Origin of the sequence: Streptomyces sp. CoH27, assembly GCF_020181035.1 — a bacterium.
Taxonomy (GTDB): Bacteria; Actinomycetota; Actinomycetes; order Streptomycetales; family Streptomycetaceae; genus Streptomyces; species Streptomyces camelliae.
Map to the genome: position 1 here is coordinate 248,366 of NZ_JAIQYY010000001.1, position 17,321 is coordinate 265,686.

General features: G+C 72.8%; 18 protein-coding genes. 13 read left to right on the top strand and 5 right to left on the bottom strand.

Annotated features, from left to right (window positions below; translation table 11 throughout):
- Positions 1-77: 77 nt before the first annotated feature.
- From LE548_RS01190 to LE548_RS01210, 5 genes are all read right to left on the bottom strand, one after another.
- The gene (locus LE548_RS01190; protein WP_225094956.1) at positions 78-1,487 is read right to left on the bottom strand and encodes an MFS transporter; all 1,410 of its coding nucleotides are present in this window, start codon (positions 1,485-1,487) and stop codon (positions 78-80) included.
- Between the two features lie 402 nt (positions 1,488-1,889).
- Positions 1,890-2,225 carry a hypothetical protein gene (locus LE548_RS01195; protein WP_374116015.1) on the bottom strand — a complete coding sequence of 112 codons (336 nt, stop codon included), beginning with the start codon at positions 2,223-2,225 and terminating at the stop codon, positions 1,890-1,892.
- Between the two features lie 37 nt (positions 2,226-2,262).
- On the bottom strand, positions 2,263-2,598 hold the full coding sequence (locus tag LE548_RS01200) for an ANTAR domain-containing protein (RefSeq protein WP_225094675.1): 336 nt from the start codon (positions 2,596-2,598) through the stop codon (positions 2,263-2,265).
- A 133-nt stretch (positions 2,599-2,731) separates the two neighbouring features.
- Positions 2,732-3,073, bottom strand: coding sequence for a DUF3040 domain-containing protein (locus tag LE548_RS01205; protein WP_225094676.1), 342 nt, complete (start codon positions 3,071-3,073; stop codon positions 2,732-2,734).
- Positions 3,074-3,132: 59 nt separating this feature from the next.
- A complete protein-coding gene (locus LE548_RS01210; protein WP_225094677.1) occupies positions 3,133-3,813 on the bottom strand; it encodes an endonuclease in 681 nt (226 codons plus the stop codon).
- Positions 3,814-3,958: 145 nt separating this feature from the next.
- Here LE548_RS01210 and LE548_RS01215 point away from each other — a divergent pair, with 145 nt between their 5' ends.
- The 13 genes from LE548_RS01215 to LE548_RS01275 all read left to right on the top strand — a co-directional run.
- Positions 3,959-4,600 carry a DNA polymerase ligase N-terminal domain-containing protein gene (locus LE548_RS01215; RefSeq protein ID WP_225094678.1) on the top strand — a complete coding sequence of 214 codons (642 nt, stop codon included), beginning with the start codon at positions 3,959-3,961 and terminating at the stop codon, positions 4,598-4,600.
- A gap of 30 nt (positions 4,601-4,630) precedes the next feature.
- On the top strand, positions 4,631-7,714 hold the full coding sequence (locus tag LE548_RS01220) for an FAD-binding and (Fe-S)-binding domain-containing protein (protein WP_225094679.1): 3,084 nt from the start codon (positions 4,631-4,633) through the stop codon (positions 7,712-7,714).
- A gap of 169 nt (positions 7,715-7,883) precedes the next feature.
- On the top strand, positions 7,884-8,378 hold the full coding sequence (locus LE548_RS01225; protein ID WP_225094680.1) for a hypothetical protein: 495 nt from the start codon (positions 7,884-7,886) through the stop codon (positions 8,376-8,378).
- The gene (locus tag LE548_RS01230) at positions 8,375-8,665 is read left to right on the top strand and encodes an MrpF/PhaF family protein (protein WP_225094681.1); all 291 of its coding nucleotides are present in this window, start codon (positions 8,375-8,377) and stop codon (positions 8,663-8,665) included. Before LE548_RS01225 ends, LE548_RS01230 begins: the two co-directional genes overlap by 4 nt.
- Before the next feature lies 1 nt (position 8,666).
- Positions 8,667-8,975 carry a monovalent cation/H(+) antiporter subunit G gene (locus LE548_RS01235; protein ID WP_225094682.1) on the top strand — a complete coding sequence of 103 codons (309 nt, stop codon included), beginning with the start codon at positions 8,667-8,669 and terminating at the stop codon, positions 8,973-8,975.
- Positions 8,972-9,277 carry a hydrogenase subunit MbhD domain-containing protein gene (locus LE548_RS01240; RefSeq protein WP_225094683.1) on the top strand — a complete coding sequence of 102 codons (306 nt, stop codon included), beginning with the start codon at positions 8,972-8,974 and terminating at the stop codon, positions 9,275-9,277. The genes LE548_RS01235 and LE548_RS01240 overlap by 4 nt, the downstream gene beginning before the upstream one ends.
- Positions 9,267-10,022, top strand: a complete 756-nt coding sequence (locus LE548_RS01245; RefSeq protein ID WP_225094684.1) for an MnhB domain-containing protein — start codon at positions 9,267-9,269, stop codon at positions 10,020-10,022. Before LE548_RS01240 ends, LE548_RS01245 begins: the two co-directional genes overlap by 11 nt.
- Positions 10,019-10,363, top strand: coding sequence for a sodium:proton antiporter (locus LE548_RS01250; RefSeq protein WP_225094685.1), 345 nt, complete (start codon positions 10,019-10,021; stop codon positions 10,361-10,363). The genes LE548_RS01245 and LE548_RS01250 overlap by 4 nt, the downstream gene beginning before the upstream one ends.
- A 10-nt stretch (positions 10,364-10,373) precedes the next feature.
- Positions 10,374-12,224, top strand: a complete 1,851-nt coding sequence (locus LE548_RS01255) for a complex I subunit 5 family protein (protein WP_225094686.1) — start codon at positions 10,374-10,376, stop codon at positions 12,222-12,224.
- A 97-nt stretch (positions 12,225-12,321) separates the two neighbouring features.
- On the top strand, positions 12,322-13,362 hold the full coding sequence (gene ligD / locus LE548_RS01260; RefSeq protein WP_225094687.1) for a non-homologous end-joining DNA ligase: 1,041 nt from the start codon (positions 12,322-12,324) through the stop codon (positions 13,360-13,362).
- The gene (gene ligD, locus LE548_RS01265) at positions 13,359-14,291 is read left to right on the top strand and encodes a non-homologous end-joining DNA ligase (protein WP_225094688.1); all 933 of its coding nucleotides are present in this window, start codon (positions 13,359-13,361) and stop codon (positions 14,289-14,291) included. The genes ligD (LE548_RS01260) and ligD (LE548_RS01265) overlap by 4 nt, the downstream gene beginning before the upstream one ends.
- A gap of 116 nt (positions 14,292-14,407) precedes the next feature.
- Complete coding sequence (locus LE548_RS01270) at positions 14,408-16,261, top strand: thiamine pyrophosphate-requiring protein (RefSeq protein WP_225094689.1); 1,854 nt, start codon at positions 14,408-14,410, stop codon at positions 16,259-16,261.
- Between the two features lie 39 nt (positions 16,262-16,300).
- The coding region (locus LE548_RS01275; protein WP_225094690.1) for an SDR family oxidoreductase at positions 16,301-17,321 on the top strand (1,021 nt) is incomplete at its 3' end.

Genomic DNA, 17,321 nt, shown 5'->3' on the forward strand with positions numbered 1-17,321 from the left:
CGGGCGGGCCGTCGTCGGGGGTGGCTCTCCTGGTCCGCCCCGGCGGCGAAACCCCCTGACGATCAGCCGCCCCGCCCTCACCGGGCCGCCCGCGACGCCTTCGGGTCCGTACGAGGGCTCAGCCAGGCCGACGCGATCGCGACGGCCGAGGCGGCCAGCAGGACGACGGCCGCCCAGCGCGCCCCCGTCTGTGCGGCCGCGCTGCCTGCCAGGTGCAGGGCGAGGGTCACCAGGGCGACGCCGAGTGCCGTGCCCAGGCCACGGGTCATGTTGACGAGACCACCGCCCGTGCCGGAGCAACCGGCGGGTATCGCACCCATGATCATGGCGTTGTTGGCCGGCGTGAACGTCCCGAGGCCCAGCCCGGTCAGCGCCAGCACGGGCACCAGCCAGGCGGCCGTGAGCGGAACGGCCAGCAGGGCGGCCGACCCGACCGTGAACACCGCGGCCCCGGCCAGGCAGCGCCCGCGGTCCGCGAGACCGCCCGGCAGCAGCCGGTCACCGCCGGTGGCGGCCAGCGCGAACCCGGCCGGCAGCGCCGTGAGCACCAGTCCGGCGGTCAGCTCCGAGGTGCCACGCGCGGTGAGCACGACGGGTACCAGCACCAGCGGGCCGAACAGCACCAGATAGCCGCTCAGCGCCCCCAGCAGCCCGGACGCCACCGCCCGCACCCTCAGCAGCGCAAGATCCAGCAACGGGGCGGCCGTCCGACGCTGGCGCCGGACGAACCCCCGGCTCGCCACGGCCGCCACACCGGACAGCACGGCCACGCCCCACCCCGGCACGGGCAGCCCGGACGCCGCGGACACCGCCATCAGGGCGCTGGTGGTCGCCGTGGCCAGCAGGGCGAGCCCCCACCAGTCGAAGCGTGCGACGCGGGTCCGCGCCCTCGTGCGGGGCAGCAGATAGTGCCCGCCGACCAACGCGACCACGCCGACGGGGACGTTCACCCAGAACACCCACCGCCAGCCCAGCGTCGACACCAGCGCTCCGCCCACGGTCGGTCCCAGGGCCAGTCCCAGCGCCTGGGCGGCGGCCTGGACGCCCAGGGCGCTGCGCATCCGCTCGCGCGGCGCACTGGTGGTCACCAGCGCCACGCTGTTGGCCTGCATCATTGCCGCTCCGGCCGCCTGGACGACCCGGAACGCGACGAGCGCGAGCAGGGACGGGGCGAAACCGCAGGCGGCGGAGGCCAGGGTGAACACGGCGAACCCGTACAGGTACAGCAGTTTGCGGCCGTGCGCGTCCGCCAGCCGGCCGGCCGGCACCAGCAGCGCCACCAGCGTCAGCAGATAGGCCAGCGACACCCACTCCACCGCCGCCAGCGAGGCGTGGAACTCCGTGCGCAGACTGCCGTACGTCAGCGTCACGATGCTCGCGTCCAACTGCCCCATGAACGCGCCGAAGCACACCGCGCCCACGGCCAGCCACCAGCCGTTCGGCCGGGACCGTATCCCCTCCGGGCGGGGCCGTTCCACGGTGAGCATGGCAGGCCAGCGGCGCGTGGACGTGTGCGGGTTCATGTCGGTGGCCATGCTCCCAGTTTACATCGGTCACCGAACTATTCGACGACCGTACTTTCCCTGCCGCTCCGCTGCGCCGGTTCAGGCGGCTACTCTCTCCGGACCGACAGCCGACGACCGGTCGTACCGTCGGTCAGAGTCCTGCCTCCCAGGGCCGCACGCAGGGTCGCGCGGACCGGGCCGAACCGGGCGACAGCCGGGCAGACGACGTCCGGTCCCGTCCGGCTGGTGATCCGTACGGTGAGGAGGACGCTCCTGGGACGCTCGGAAACCCTGACCCGGGGAAGTTCGTCACACCCACCCGACTCCACCATGACCGCGAGGCTGCGGCCGTCGCCGCTCACCGTGACCGGCCCAGTGATCGCCTCACTCCTCGTAACGGTCTGCGAACCGCCCGCTCCCGACGCCGAACACCCCGTCAGAACGACCAGGGCGACGACGACCACCGACGCGGCGACACGACCATCCGCTGCATGTGTCTTCACGGTAGATCGACGCCGACGGGGCCGGATTCGTTCGCACGGAACGCACGGGCGGACGGTTCCTGTCACCGCCCTCGGCGTCCATCAGCACCGGCTTGCCCGGTCGCCGGCCGATCGCCGTCATGAACCCGCAGAGGACATCGAGGCGTTCCTGCCCCTGGATCTCCCGCAGATCGACGTCGAAGGCCTCCTGCGCCGCATGGAACCGGAAGATCGACACATAGCTCTCCCAGAGGCTACCGAGGCGGAGGCCGGCCTCAGTCGGTCAGCGGCAGGCCGGGGATCTGGGCGGGGCTGTGACGGTCGAGGGCCGCTTCGAGGGCGACCGGGATCTCCGGGGAGATCTCGCCCTGCCGCCCCCAGATGAGGATCATCTCCGCGACATGGCGCAGTTTGATGTTCGTGTGCTGGGACACGTCCTTCAGTACGTCCCACCCCTGGTCGGGCGTGACCCGGCCCAGCGCGACCATCATCCCGATGGCCTGGTCCACGACCGCGTGGGAGCTGACGGCCCGCCTGAGCTGGTCGACCTCTTCCTCCAGCTCGTGGATGCGCTCTCCGTCGGCCCTGGCCGAGTCGCTGCCCGTGGTCATCAACCCCTCCGGAGTCCGACGCGCCGTGCGCCCCTCAGGTACTGGTCCGCAGGTACTGGTCCGCCTCATCCATCCTGCTCTTCGCGGGGGACCCCTGCCACCCTGGCCGGCTGTCGATCGGTCCGGAGGGCGGTCACGGCCTCCCGGGTCCGGCCGGATCGCGGGGCGTGCCGTCGCGCGGCCTGAACAGCAGGACGGCCGCGCTGATCAGGGTCAGCGCCCAGCTGATCGCGAACACCCAGGTCAGCGCCGTCGACGCGGTCCGCAGGGCGCCGATCAGCAGGGTCAGGGAGACCAGGCCGAGGGCCAGGACGACGCGTCCCCTGACCCTGTCCAGGGCGTCCTTCATCCGGGCCCGGCGGCTGCGGGTCATGGTGCTCAGCTCGTGGTCGAGCTGCCGCGACTCCTGTCGCAGCCGCATCTCGATCTCGACCAGCGCCCGGCGTTCAGCCTCCGTCAGCCTGCGCCCGTCCATCACCGGCACCTCCCGAGTCTCAGGCACATGGCAGCGCATTCATGGGTCGTACCGGTCGGTCAGGCCGCCTTCGCGGCGGCGAGCACCTCGTCGGCGAGGGGTCTGTCGAGCGCGGCGTTGACCAGGCCGTCCGCCAGGCGGGGCAGGTCACGGCCGGCGACGAGGCCGCCCAGTGTCTCCGGCGAGGCGGGCAGCCCGAGCCGCCGGGCTCCGTCGAGGACCTTGCGGTCGACGTACGGGGCGAACTCCGGCCAGATGCCCTGCACGTCGCGCAGGAAGATGTCGGCCCCGGTGGGACCGATCCCGGGAATGTCCAGCAGTGCCTTCCTCGGGTCGGACTCCTCGCGCAGCCGGCGCAGATCACCGCCCCAGCGCTCCAGCAGCAGCTCGGCTCCCTCGCCGAGCATGGTGGAGGTCCGTTCGTCGTAACGGCGGTAGCCGCCCTTGCCGAGGGCGTCGACGCGCTGCTGCCAGGACGCCCGCGCCATCGCACGCGGGTCGCGCATCCCGGCGTCGAACAGCGCGCGGGCCGCGGCCACCGCGGTGTCGGCCCGGATACGGGCGCTGAGGAGCGTCGCCAGCACCAGCATCTGGTACAGCGGGGCCGGGGTGTCGCGCAGCCGGATGCCGGCCTGCGCCGCATAGGTCCGCTTCTGCCGGTCGAGCAGCGCGCGCACCACCGCCGTGTCCGTGGCGCCGGCCTTCTTCCGGCCGGGCTTCCCGTCGGTCTTCGCAGCCATCGCCAGTCACCCGCCGTCATCGCCGTGTCACCGGTCCGGCGTTCCACCGGTGGTCAGCGCTGCGCCGTTCCGGAGCCTGCGGGTACCCGCCGGGGTCCGCTCCATGCGGCCGTTTGTCACCGTCCGTCCCGGGAACACGGGCGGCATGGCTGGTAAGAGCGGCACACCCCGCAGGTCGGCATCCGGTCGGTCGCTGGAGACGTACCGCGGCAAACGCAGGGCGGGCCGGACGCCGGAACCCATGGGCGGTGCCTCGCCGAAGGGCGGCAGGCGCCGGTTCGTGATCCAGAAGCACTCCGCCACCTCGCTGCACTACGACTTCCGGCTGGAGGCGGGCGGTGTGCTGAAGTCGTGGGCCGTCCCCAAGGGCCCCTCCACCGATCCCAGGGACAAGCGCCTGGCGATGCGCACCGAGGACCATCCGGTGGACTACCTGGACTTCGAGGGCGTCATCCCGCCCGGCGAGTACGGCGCCGGCGAGGTCATCGTCTGGGACACCGGCACGTACCGGAATCTGGCCGAGGACGAGGGCAGGAAGGTGCCCGTGGCCAAGGGGGTGGGCGAAGGCCATGTCAAGGTGTGGCTGGAGGGCGAGAAACTGCGCGGCGGCTATGCGATGACCCGCACCGGACAGGACGGCGAGCGCGAGCGCTGGATCATGATCAAGCTGTCCGACGAAGGGGCCGACGCCCGCCGGAACCCGGTGAGCACCGAGCCCGCCTCCGTACGCAGCGGCCGCACCCTGGACGAGCTCACCGAGGACGACGGGCACGGGAAACGGACCTGATCGCTTGCGCACGGGAAGGACGAGGCCCCCATGGCCGCGGAACACCCCGACAGTCTCTCACCCGGTCAGCTGCGCGCCGCCGGGGCCGCCCTGCGGCGCCGGGTCGACGGCGAGGTCCGCTTCGACGCCGGCAGCCGCGGCGCGTACGCGACGGACGGCTCCAACTACCGCCAGATCCCCGTCGGCGTCGTGGTGCCCCGCACCGTGGAGGCGGGGGCGCAGGCCATCGCCGTGTGTGCCGAGTACGGCCTTCCCGTGCTGTCCCGGGGCGGTGGGACCTCGCTCGGCGGGCAGTGCACCAACCACGCCGTGATCGTCGACTGGACCAAGTACTGCCATCGTCTGCTCTCCGTGGACGAGGGCCGGCGCACCTGTGTCGTGGAACCCGGGATCGTGCTGGACGAACTCAACCGGCAACTCTCCCCGTACGGCCTGAAGTTCGGCCCCAAGCCGTCCACCCACGGCCAGTGCGCGCTCGGCGGCATGATCGGCAACAACGCGTGCGGCGCCACCGCGCAGGCGTACGGCAAGACCGCCGACAACGTGCGCCGGCTGGAGATCCTCACCTACGACGGGCTGCGCTGCTGGACCGGCCCCACCACGCACGAGGAGTACGCGGAGATCCTCGCCGCCGGCGGCCGGCGGGCCGAGCTGTACCGCGGCATGCGGGAGCTGGCCGACCGTCATATGGCCGGCATCCGCCAGGGCTTCCCGCACATCCCCCGCCGGGTCTCGGGCTACAACCTGGACGCGCTGCTGCCCGAGAACGGCTTCGACGTCGCCCGCGCGCTGACCGGCAGCGAGGGCACGCTCGTCGCCGTCACGCACGCTGAGCTCGACCTGGTCCCGGTCCCGGCCGCCGATGCGACCCTGGTGCTCGGCTACCCCGACATCTTCACGGCCGCCGACGACGTGCCCCGGCTGCTGGAACACTGCTCCCCCACGATGCTGGAGGCGATCGACGGCCGGATGGCCCAGCTGATGCGGGAGGAGCACGCCTATCTGGACTCCCTCGAACGCTTCCCGGACGGCGACAGCTGGCTCCTGCTGCAGTTCAGCGGCGACTCCACCGAGCAGGCCGACGAGCAGGCCCACGCGTTGCTGCGCGCGACCGGCCGGGACACCGACGACGCCTCTGTCGCCCTCAGCGACGACCCCGCCCGCGAGACGGAGATGCTCAAGGCGCGCGAGGCCGGGCTCGGCGTCACCGCCCGTCCGCCGGACGACCGCGAGACCTGGGAGGGCTGGGAGGACTCCGCGGTGGCGCCGGACCGGCTGGGCGCCTATCTGCGCGACCTGGAAGCCCTCTTCACCGAGTTCGGCTACGGACTGTCGTCCCTGTACGGGCACTTCGGCCAGGGCTGTGTCCACACCCGCATCCCCTTCGACCTGCGTTCCACCGAGGGCGTCGCGGACTTCCGGCGGTTCCTGGAACGCGCCGCCGACCTGGTCGGCTCCTACGGCGGCTCGCTGTCGGGCGAACACGGCGACGGGCAGGCCCGCGGCGAGCTGCTGACGCGCATGTTCGGCCGGCGACTGGTGGACGCGTTCGGTGAGTTCAAGGCGCTCTTCGACCCCGGCGACCGGATGAACCCCGGCAAGGTCGTCCACCCCCGTCCGCTCGACGCCGACCTGCGGCTGGGCGCGCGGTGGCGACCGGCCGACCCCGCCACCCACTTCCGGTACCCCGACGACGAGGGCAGCTTCGGCCGGGCCGTGCTGCGGTGCGTCGGCATCGGGCAGTGCCGCAGCCGCTCCGGAGGCGTGATGTGCCCCTCCTACCGCGGCACGCTCGAAGAGGAGCACTCGACCCGTGGCCGGGCCCGCCTGCTGTTCGAGATGCTGGGCGGCCACCCCGACTCACCGGTCCGCGGCGGCTGGCGCTCACCCGAGGTGCGCGACGCGCTCGACCTGTGCCTGGCCTGCAAAGGATGCAAGTCGGACTGCCCGGCCGGCGTCGACATGGCCACCTACAAGGCCGAGTTACTCGCCCACCACTACGCCGGGCGACCGCGGCCCGCCGCCCATTACGCGCTCGGCTGGCTGCCGCTGTGGGCCCTGCTGTCCCGGACGAGCCCGCGGGCGGTCAACGCGCTCCTGCACGCGCCGGTGCTGTCCGACGTCGGCAAACGGCTCGCCGGTGTGGCGGCGCAGCGGGACGCGCCGCTCTTCGCCGAGCAGTCCTTCGTCCAGTGGTGGCGCGAGCAGGGCGGGCCGGAGCCGCGGCCGGGCGATCCGGACGCCGTCGTCCTGTGGCCCGACACGTTCAGCAACGCCTTCCACCCTCATGTCGCCCAGGCCGCGGTACGCGTCCTGCGGGACACCGGACTGCGGGTCGCCGTACCGGCCGAGCCGCTGTGCTGCGGTCTGACCTGCATCTCCACGGGCCAGCTGAAGACCGCGCGGCGCGTGCTGCGCCGGACCCTGCGCATCCTGCGGCCGTGGCTCGACGCCGGCACTCCGGTCGTGGTCCTGGAGCCTTCCTGCGCCGCCGTGTTCCGGGCCGACGCCCCCGAGATGATGCCCGACGACCGCGACGTACGGCGTCTGGCCGACCAGGCGATGACCCTGGCCGAGGTGGTGCTGAACCGGACTCCCGGCTGGCAGCCCCCGCACCTGGCCCGCCTCGCCACCGTGCAGCCGCACTGCCACCAGCACGCGGTCCTGGGCATGGACGCGGACACCGAACTGATGCGCAGGGCCGGGATCGTCGCCGACGTACTGGACGTGGGGTGCTGTGGTCTCGCCGGGAACTTCGGGTTCGAGCGCGGCCACTACGCGCTGTCGATGCGGATCGGCGAGCTGGGGCTGCTCCCGGCGGTCCGCGCGGCGGCCCCCTCCGCGCTGGTCGTCGCCGACGGCTACAGCTGCCGTACCCAGATCGAGCAGGGCGACACGGGCCGGCGGGCCATGCATCTGGCCGAGGCGCTCGCCCTGGGGCTCGACGGCGGCGCGCCGGCCGACCGTCCGGAGAAGCTCGGCGCCCCGCGCCAGGATCCGCGGCCGGCCGACGCACGCCGTGCCGCGGCACTGACGGCCACCGGTGCCGCCCTCGCCGCCGCGGGCACCGTCACCGCCGTCCGCCGCCGCGACCACGGCCGGCGCATCCGATGACCGGGTGATACAGGCCCGCGCGTGTGGGTACCCGCGGCGGAACGTGATGCTCCATCACGGTGATGCTCGGCCCGGCGGTTCGTCCTCCCCGGCGTGCGCGGGGCATGGCGCTCGCCGTGCACGGTACACGTTGCTGGTCCATGACGGCGTACGTCGGTGAGGAGGGGCGATGCGGCAGACGGCAGCGGCTGTGGGCGAGGTACTGGCGTGGTGGGCGGTGCTGGTCGGCGTCAACCTGATGTTCATCAGCTCCGTGACGGTCCTCGAACTCGTCGTGGCCGCCGCGGGAGCGGTGATCGCCGCGGTCGCCGCCCGGGCCGTGCACACGGCGTCGGGGGCCGGACCGGGCGGCACCCGGAGGTGGGGGGCGGCGGCTCTCGCCTGGCCCGGCGCGGTCCTGAACGACATACTCCGGCTGAGTGCGCTCACCGCGCGTGCCCTCGGCGGCCGTTCGGCCGGAGGCAGGCTGAAGACGGTGACACTGGCGTCCGGTACGGGACCCGCGTGGGCCTGCGCTCTGCTGTCCTCCACCCCGGGCGCGTACGTCGTCGACGTCCCCGGGTGGCAGCGCGAGGGGAAGGACCACCGGACCGTCGTCGCCCACTTCCTCACCGACGACCGTACGCGCCTGGAGGACGTGCTCACCGAGGGGCGGCGGCGATGAACGCGTGGCTGCTCGCGACCGCCGTCCTGCTGACCCTGGCGATGCCCTTGTGCATGTGGGCCACCGCCCGGGGAACGGCGGTCGAGCGGCTGGCGGGGCTCAACCTGGCGACCACCGTCGTGACCGCCGTCCTGCTGCTGACGGCCCAGGGTTTCGGCCGCAGTTCCTTCGCCGACCTCGGCCTCGTCCTCGCCGTCCTCGGGCCCGCCGGCACGCTGGTCTTCTCACGTTTCCTCGGCGGCCGGTCGATCGAGACCCCCGACACCCGGACCCAGCGGGAGGCATGAGATGACGGTCCGTCATGTGTGCGCGCTGGTCCTGCTCGTCGCCGGTACCGGCGTGCTGCTGCTGTCGGCCGTCGGCCTGGCCGCCCTGCCCGGGCCGTTCCAGCGACTGCACGCCCTCACCCCCGCCACCACCGTCGGCCTGCCGCTCGTCGCGCTCGCCCTGGCCGTCGAGACCGGCCCCGGGCGCGCCGCGGTCAAGCTGCTCCTCATCGCCGTGATCGTGGCGATCGGCGGTGCGGTCACCGCCATGGCGATCGGCAGGGCGACGGCCCAGCACGAACGTCTGCTGCGAAAGGACTCCCCGGAGTGAACACGGCCACCGCCCAGGAGTATCTGATCGCCGTCGCGCTGGTGCTGGTGGCGGCGAGCGCCACCGCGGCGGCGCTCGCCCGCGACCCGGTGCGCCAGGCCGTCCTGCTGGCCGTCCTCGGTCTGTGTCTCACCGTGCTGTTCACCCTCCTCCAGGCGCCGGACGTGGCGCTGTCCCAGCTGGCCGTCGGCACGGCCGTCACCCCGCTGCTGATCCTGCTGACGGTACGGAAGGTGCGCCGCACCACGGCTGCCCGCCGCGACCGGGACGGCCGTGAGCGCGAGGGCACCGATGAGTCGTAACGCGCGGATCCGGCTGTTCTGGGCCGCGGCCGTCGTCTTCGCCGTGGTGTACACGCTCGCCTGCACCGGGCTGCCGCGCTTCGGGACGAGCGTGCACCCCTATGCCACGCGCGCGGTGGCCGCGTCCCTGCGGCAGCGCACCGCCAACGTGGTCTCGTCCGTCAACTTCGACCAGCGTGCCCTGGACACCCTCGGGGAGGAGTCGATCCTGTTCGCCTCGGTGCTGGGGACCATAGTGCTGCTGCGTCACGCCCGTGACGAGCGGGTCGGCCGGCCGCGGGCGGGGCGGGTGCTGCCCAGCACCCAGCTGCTGGGCCTGGTGCTGGTGCCGGTCACGCTGCTGACCGGCGTGTACATCGTGGCGCACGGCCAGTTGTCGCCGGGCGGCGGCTTCCAGGGCGGCGTCATCCTCGCCACCGGGCTGCACATGGCGTACGTGGCGGCGGACTACCGCGTCCTGAAACGGATCCGCCCGCTGGCCGTGCTCGACGTGGCCGACGCGCTCGGCGCGGGCGCCTTCACGGCGCTGGGGCTGGCCGGGCTGATCGCGGGCGGCGCCTATCTGCAGAACGTGCTGCCGCTCGGCACCTTCGGGCAGCTCTCCTCCGGCGGACTGGTGCCCCTGCTGAACGCGGCGGTCGGCGTCGAGGTCGGCTCGGGCGTCATCGTCCTGCTCGCCTCCTTCCTCGACCAGGCCGTCGAAGTGAGATCGGCGAACAACCCGGGCCCGGGAGGCCGCACATGACGGTCCTGCCCTTCCTCACGGCCGGCTGGATCTTCCTGGCCGGTGTATACGGCCTGGTCACCAGCCGCAACATCATCCAGGCCGTCGGCTGTCTCGCCGTGGCCCAGTCCTCGACGTACGTCCTGCTGCTCACCGTCGGATACCGGCGCGGAGGCATCGCACCGTACTTCACCGACACTCCGCTGCGCACGCGCACCGTCGACCCGGTCGTGCAGGCCCTCGCCCTGACCGACATCGTCGTGGGCGCCACCGTGACGGCGCTGCTGCTCGCGCTCGCCATGCAGATCCGCAAGCGGCACGGCACGGTCGACCCGGACGCGCTCACCGGGCTGAAGGGCTAGTGGGCCGGGCATGGTGCGTACCGCTGATCTGCTGCCGCTCGCCGTCGCCGTTCCGCTGCTGGGCGCCGTCGTCCTCGTGACCGTCGGGCGGTGGCTGCCGCGGGTCGCCATCGACGCGCTGGTCACCGTCTGGGCGGTGCTGGAGGTGGCCTGTCTGTCCTGGCTGTGGCTGCGCACCGGCGACGGGCACAGCGTGTCGTGGGTGGGCGGCTGGACCCCGGTGCGCGGCGAGAGCGTCGGCATCGTGCTGGTCGGCGACCGGATCGGCATCGGTCTCGCGCTGCTGACCGGTGCGCTCGTCCTCGCGGTCGTCGTCTATTCCTGGCGTTACTTCGACGAGCCGCCCGTGGAGCACGCGGGCACCTTCCCGGCCCTCATCCTCCTCTTCGAGGCGGGCATGATCGGGTTCGCGCTGACGGGCGACCTGTTCGACGCGTTCGTGTTCTTCGAGCTGATGGGCGCGGTCGCCTACGCGCTCACCGGCTATCGCATCGAGGACCCGCGGCCGGTGCAGGGCGCCCTGATCTTCGGCGTCGTCAACTCGCTGGGGGCGTACTGCTCCCTGCTCGGCATCGGCCTGGTGTACGCGCGTACCGGTGAGCTCGGCCTCGCGCAGATCGGGGTGAAGCTGGCCGGGCACCGCCCCGACGCGCTGCTGTCCGTCGCCTTCGTGCTGATCGTCACGGGGCTGCTGGTCAAGGCGGCGGTGGTGCCGCTGCACTTCTGGCTGCCCGACGCGCATTCCGTCGCGCCGACCCCGGTGTGCATGCTGCTCTCCGGGGTCATGGTGGAACTCGCCGTCTACGGCACCGCACGCGTCTACTGGGTCGTGTTCTCCGGGCCCCATAGCATCACGCAGCCGCATCTGCGCGCCGTGTTCGTGGCCGCCGGGGTGCTGACGGCGCTGGTGGGCGGGGTGATGTGCTGGCAGCAGCGGCACCTCAAGCGGCTGCTCGCCTTCTCCACCGTCGCCCATGTCGGGCTCTTCCTCACCGGCGCGGCACTGCTGACCCCCGCCGGGACGGCCGGTGTGGCCCTGTACGTCGCCGCTCACGCCGGGGTGAAGGCGGCCCTCTTCGCCACCACCGGCGTCCTGCTCGACCGGCATGGCTCCGTCGACGAGCACGGGCTGTACCGGCGCGGCCGGGATCTGCCGCTCACCGGCGCCTTGTTCACCCTCGGCGGTCTCGCGCTGGCCGGTCTGCCGCCGTCCGGCACAGCCCTCGGCAAGGCCGTCACCGAGCACGCCGGCGAGGACCGGTTCCCCTGGCTGCCCGTGGTGTTCGTGCTGGTGTCGGCGCTCACGGGCGGGGCGGTGCTGCGCGCCGGTGCCCGGATCTTCGCCGGTGCCGGGCCCCGGCCGCGGGAGCGGTACGCCGGGCCGGAGACCACCGGTGGCGGTGAGGAACCGGAGATCCGCGATCCGCAGCGTCGCATCCCCGTGCCCATGCTCGCCGTGCCTGCCGTGCTGCTCGCCGCCGCGCTCGCCGTCGGGCTGCTGCCCGGCCTCGGGGTCGCGCTCGCCCGTGCGGCACGGCAGTTCACCGACCGTGCCGCCTACACCGCCGCGGTCCGCGGCCACCCGGTCGCGCCGGCCGGCCCGGTGCCCGACGTCGGGTGGAGCGCCGAGGGCGTGCTCCTCGCGCTCACCTCGACCGCACTGGCGGCACTCCTCGCGGCAGCCGCCGTGTGGGGTCCCGCGCTGCGCTCGCCGTGGGCGGGCCGGGTCCGGGCGGCCTGCGAGAGCGTGGGGCGGCGCGCCGTCGTGCCGCTGCGCCGGCTGCACTCGGGGCACCTCGGTGACTACGTCGCCTGGCTCGCCGTCGGTGTGGCGGTGCTGCTCGTCGCCATGACGGTGTAGCTCCCCGGCACCGTACGGCGCGCCTGCATGGCATCCGGTCCGTCGGGCACTCGGAGAGGGCGACCAGCCGCTCTCCCGGTGGAAGGGGTGGATCCGGATGCCCGTCTCCGCGCCGGTGACGGACCTGTTCGACGCGGTGCCGGCCGAGGAGCGGGCGGCGCTGCGCCGGGCGCCCCGGCCCGGTGGTGCCCGGCCGATGCTCGCCACGCTGACCGAGCGGTACTTCTCCGATCCGCAGTGGATCTTCGAGCGCAAGCTCGACGGGGAACGCTGTCTCGGCTCCCGCGACGGCGCCCGCGTCGAACTGCTGTCCCGCAGCGGTCAGTCGCTCTCCGGCACCTATCCCGAGATCACCGACGCGCTGGGCCACCAGGAGTGCGACGACTTCCTGGTGGACGGCGAGATCGTGGCCTTCGAGGGCACCCGGACCAGCTTCACCCGACTGCAGCAGCGCATCGGCATCCACGACCCACGGCAGGCCCGCGCCAGCCGGGTGGCGGTGACGTACTACGTCTTCGACGTGCTGTATCTGGCCGGGCACGATCTGACCGCTCTGCCGCTGCGCACCCGCAAGGCCCTGCTGCGACGCGCCCTGGAGCTGTCCTCCCCGCTGCGTTTCACCCCGCACCGCAACGCCGAGGGGGAGACGTATCTGCGCCAGGCGTGCGAGCGGGGCTGGGAGGGGGTCATCGCCAAGCGCGCCGACAGCCGCTACGAGCAGCGCCGCTCCACCCAGTGGCTGAAGTTCAAGTGCGGGCGCCGGCAGGAGCTGGTGATCGGCGGCTTCACCGAGCCCCGGGGCAGCCGCACCGGCTTCGGTGCGCTGCTGGTCGGTTATTACGAGAGACAGCGGTTCATCTACGCCGGCAAGGTCGGCACCGGCTACGACCGGACGACCCTGGAGGAGCTGCGCGCCCGCCTGGACCGCCTGGAGAGCGACCGCTGCCCGTTCGCGAGCCGGCCCCGTGAGCGCGGCGCGCACTGGACGCGGCCGAGGCTCGTCGCGGAGATCGGGTTCACGGAGTGGACCGGCGACGGAAAGCTGCGCCATCCGCGGTTCGTCGGGCTGCGCACCGACAAGTCCGCGAAGGACGTGGTGCGGGAACGGCCCGGGGACGACACGAGGAAGACGTCATGAGTGCCAAGGCGAGGACCGGGGACGGGATCCGGGTCGGCGGCCGTACGGTGCCGGTGTCCAACCCCGACAAGGAGCTGTTCCCGGACGACGGCATCACCAAGGCGGAGCTGATCGACTACTACCGTGCCGTCGCCCGCCCGATGCTCACCCATCTCAGGGACCGGCCGCTGGTCATGGAGCGGTATCCGGACGGCTACCAGGGGAAGTCGTTCTACCACAAGGACGTCCCCGACTATTTCCCCGACTGGATCCGCACCGTGCGGGTGCCCAAGGAGGGCGGCAGCCTCACCATGGCCGTCTGCGACGACACGGCCACCCTCGTCTACCTCGCCAACCAGGCGTGCATCACCCCCCATCCGTGGCTGAGCCCGGCGGACTGCCTGGACTGCCCGGACCGGCTGGTCTTCGACCTCGACCCGCCCGAGGACGCGAGCGACGGCTTCGACAACGTCCGGTGGGGCGCGCGCACGCTGGGTGACCTGCTCACCGAACTGGGGCTGCGGCCCGCGCTGATGACGACGGGATCGCGCGGCCTGCATCTGCTGGTCCCGCTCGACCGGCACACGGACTTCGACACCGCGCGGCACTTCGCGCGCAGGGTCGCCGACGTGCTCGCCGCACGGCACAGCGACCGGCTGACGACCGAGGCACGCAAGAACAAGCGCCGGGGCCGCCTCTACCTGGACACCCAGCGCAACGCCTACGCCCAGACCTCGGTCGCCCCCTACGCCGTACGCGCCCGCCCGCACGCACCGGTCGCCACCCCGCTGGAGTGGGACGAACTCGACGACCCGGAGCTGGGCCCGCGGCGGTGGACCCTGCGCACCCTGCCCGAGCGCCTGGCCGAGCACGGCAACCCGTGGAAGGACCTGAGCCGCTGCCGCCGCTCCCTGGACCGGGCCGCGCACCGGCTGGACGACCTGGCGTGAGGTGACGTTCGGACGGGAGGTTTTCCGGCGCGCCCGGGGGTTACTCCGAGAAGTGCATCCCGGTCGTGCTCGCCGCCGGCGGTCCGACGGCGACCGGCACCGTCGAGGAGGAGTCCATGAGCACCAAGGTGTCCGACCACATCCTGGCCCGCCTGCGCGAGTGGGGCGTGGACTGCGTCTTCGGATATCCCGGCGACGGCATCAACGGGCTGCTGGCCGCGTGGGGCCGCGCCGACAACGAGCCACGCTTCATCCAGTCCCGGCACGAGGAGATGTCGGCGTTCGAGGCGGTCGGGTACGCGAAGTTCAGCGGGCGCGTGGGAGTGTGCGCGGCGACGTCGGGGCCGGGCGCCATCCACCTGCTCAACGGGCTGTACGACGCCAAGCTCGACCATGTGCCGGTCGTGGCGGTCGTGGGGCAGACCAACCGCAGCGCCATGGGCGGTTCCTACCAGCAGGAGGTCGACCTCCACACGCTGTTCAAGGACGTGGCGTCGGAGTACGTCGAGACCGTCAACGTGCCCGAGCAGCTGCCGAACGTGCTCGACCGGGCCATCCGTACCGCCTGGACCCGCCGGTGCCCGACCGCCGTGATCGTCCCGGCCGACGTCCAGGAGCTCGACTACTCACCGCCCACCCACTCCTTCAAGATGGTCCCCTCCAGCCTCGGCTGCGAGCACTTCGCCCCGCAGCCCGACGAGGCCGCGCTGCACCACGCCGCCGAGGTCCTCAACGCCGGCGAGAAGGTCGCGATGCTCGTCGGCCAGGGCGCGGCGGACGCCTCCGACGAGGTCGAGCGCGTCGCCGAGACGCTGGGCGCCGGAGTGGCGAAGGCACTGCTCGGCAAGGACGTGCTCAGTGACGAACTGCCGTATGTCACCGGCGCGATCGGGCTGCTGGGGACGCGTCCGTCGTACGAGCTGATGCGGGACTGCGACACGCTCCTGACGATCGGTTCGAGCTTCCCGTACACCCAGTTCATGCCCGAGTTCGACCAGGCCAGGGGCGTGCAGATCGACATCGACCCGCACATGGTCGGGATGCGCTATCCGTACGAGGTCAATCTGATCGGTGACGCCCGTGCGACCCTGTCCCGGCTGCTGCCCCTGCTGCGGCGCAAGAAGAGCCGTTCGTGGCAGAAGCAGATCATCGCGAACAACGAGCGCTGGCGCGGGGTGATGACGCGGCGGGCCGAGCAGTCGGCCGACCCGATCAACCCGGAGTTCGTGGCGTGGTCGCTCGATCCGCTGCTGCCCGACGACGCGATCATCTCCTCGGACTCCGGCTCCGTGGCCAACTGGTACGCCCGCCATCTGCACCTGCGCGGTTCGATGCGGGCCTCGCTGTCGGGGACGCTGGCCACCATGGGCTGCGGTGTGCCGTACGCGATCGGGGCGAAGTTCGCGCATCCGGACCGTCCGGCGATCGCGCTGGTCGGTGACGGCGCGATGCAGATGAACGGGCTCGCCGAGCTGGTCACCGCGAGCAAGTACCGCGACGCGTGGAGCGATCCGCGTCTGGTGGTCGCGGTGTGGAACAACCAGGACCTGAACCAGGTCACCTGGGAGCTGCGGGCGATGGGCGGCTCCCCGCAGTTCGTGCCGTCCCAGTCGATCCCGGACGTCTCCTACGCGGAGTTCGCCGAGTCGCTCGGTCTGCTGGGCATCCGTGTGGAGAGGCCGGACGGCGTCCTGGACGCCTGGCAGAAGGCGCTGCGGGCGGACCGCCCGGCGGTGGTCGAGTTCCTCACCGACCCCTCCGTGCCGCCGATCCCGCCGCACGCGACGTGGGACCAGATGGAGTCCACCGCGAAGGCCGTCTTCAAGGGCGATGTCGAGCGCGAGGCCGTGCTCCGGCAGGGCTTCAAGGCCAAGGTCCAGGAGTTCCTGCCGGGCGCGCGCAAGCGGGCGCACGCCCACCGGGGAGGTCCGCGCCGCCGCGAGACGTCGCACCGGGCGTCGCACCGGTGACATCGGCCCGATGACGGTGTGAAACGAAAGGCAGCACGCATGGTCCGGCGGTCCGGTCGTACGTCGCACAGCCCACAGGTCGTCGTGGTCACCGGCGCCAGCGGAGGCGTCGGCCGGGCCACCGCCCGGGCGTTCGCCGCACGAGGAGACCGGGTGGCACTCGTGGCGCGGGGCCGGGCCGGGCTGGACGCGGTGGCCGAGGAGGTGCGCCGCGCGGGCGGTACGGCGCTGCCCCTGGCGGCGGACGTGGCCGACCCCCGCGCGGTGGAGGACGCGGCCACCCGGGCCGAACGCGAACTCGGTCCGATAGACATCTGGGTCAACGACGCCCTCACCACGGTGTTCGCCGAGTTCACCGACATCGGCGCGGACGAGTTCCGCCGGGTCACCGAGGTCTGCTACCTCGGGTACGTGTACGGCACACAGGCCGCGCTGCGCCGGATGCTGCCGCGCGGCCACGGTGCCGTCGTGCAGGTCGGCTCGGCGCTCGCCTACCGCGGCATCCCCCTGCAGTCCCCGTACTGCGGTGCCAAGCACGCGATCCAGGGCTGGAACGAGGCACTGCGCTGCGAGCTCCTGCACCACCGCAGCGGGGTGTCGGTCACCATGGTCCAGCTGCCCGCGCTGAACACTCCCCAGTTCGAGTGGTCGTCGGCCCGGATGCCGCGCCGGCCGCAGCCCGTGCCGCCGATCTACCAGCCCGAGGTGGCCGCCCGGGCCGTGGTGTACGCGGCCGATCATCCGCGCCGGCGCGAGTACTGGGTCGGCGCGAGCACCGTGGGGACGCTGCTCGCCAACGCCGTGGCACCCGGGCTGCTCGACCGCTATCTCGCCCGTAGCGGCTACGACTCCCAGATGACCGACGAGCCCATGCCGTCCGGCGTTCCCGACAACCTGTGGCAGCCGGTGGACGGCGGCGACGGGCGGGACTTCGGTGCGCACGGCCGCTTCGACGAGCGGGCCGCGCCGCGCGCGCCGCAGACGTGGGTCTCACGCCATCACGACGCGCTCGCCCTCGCCGGGCTCGCCTTCGCCGGGCTCGCCTTCGCCGGGCTCGCCT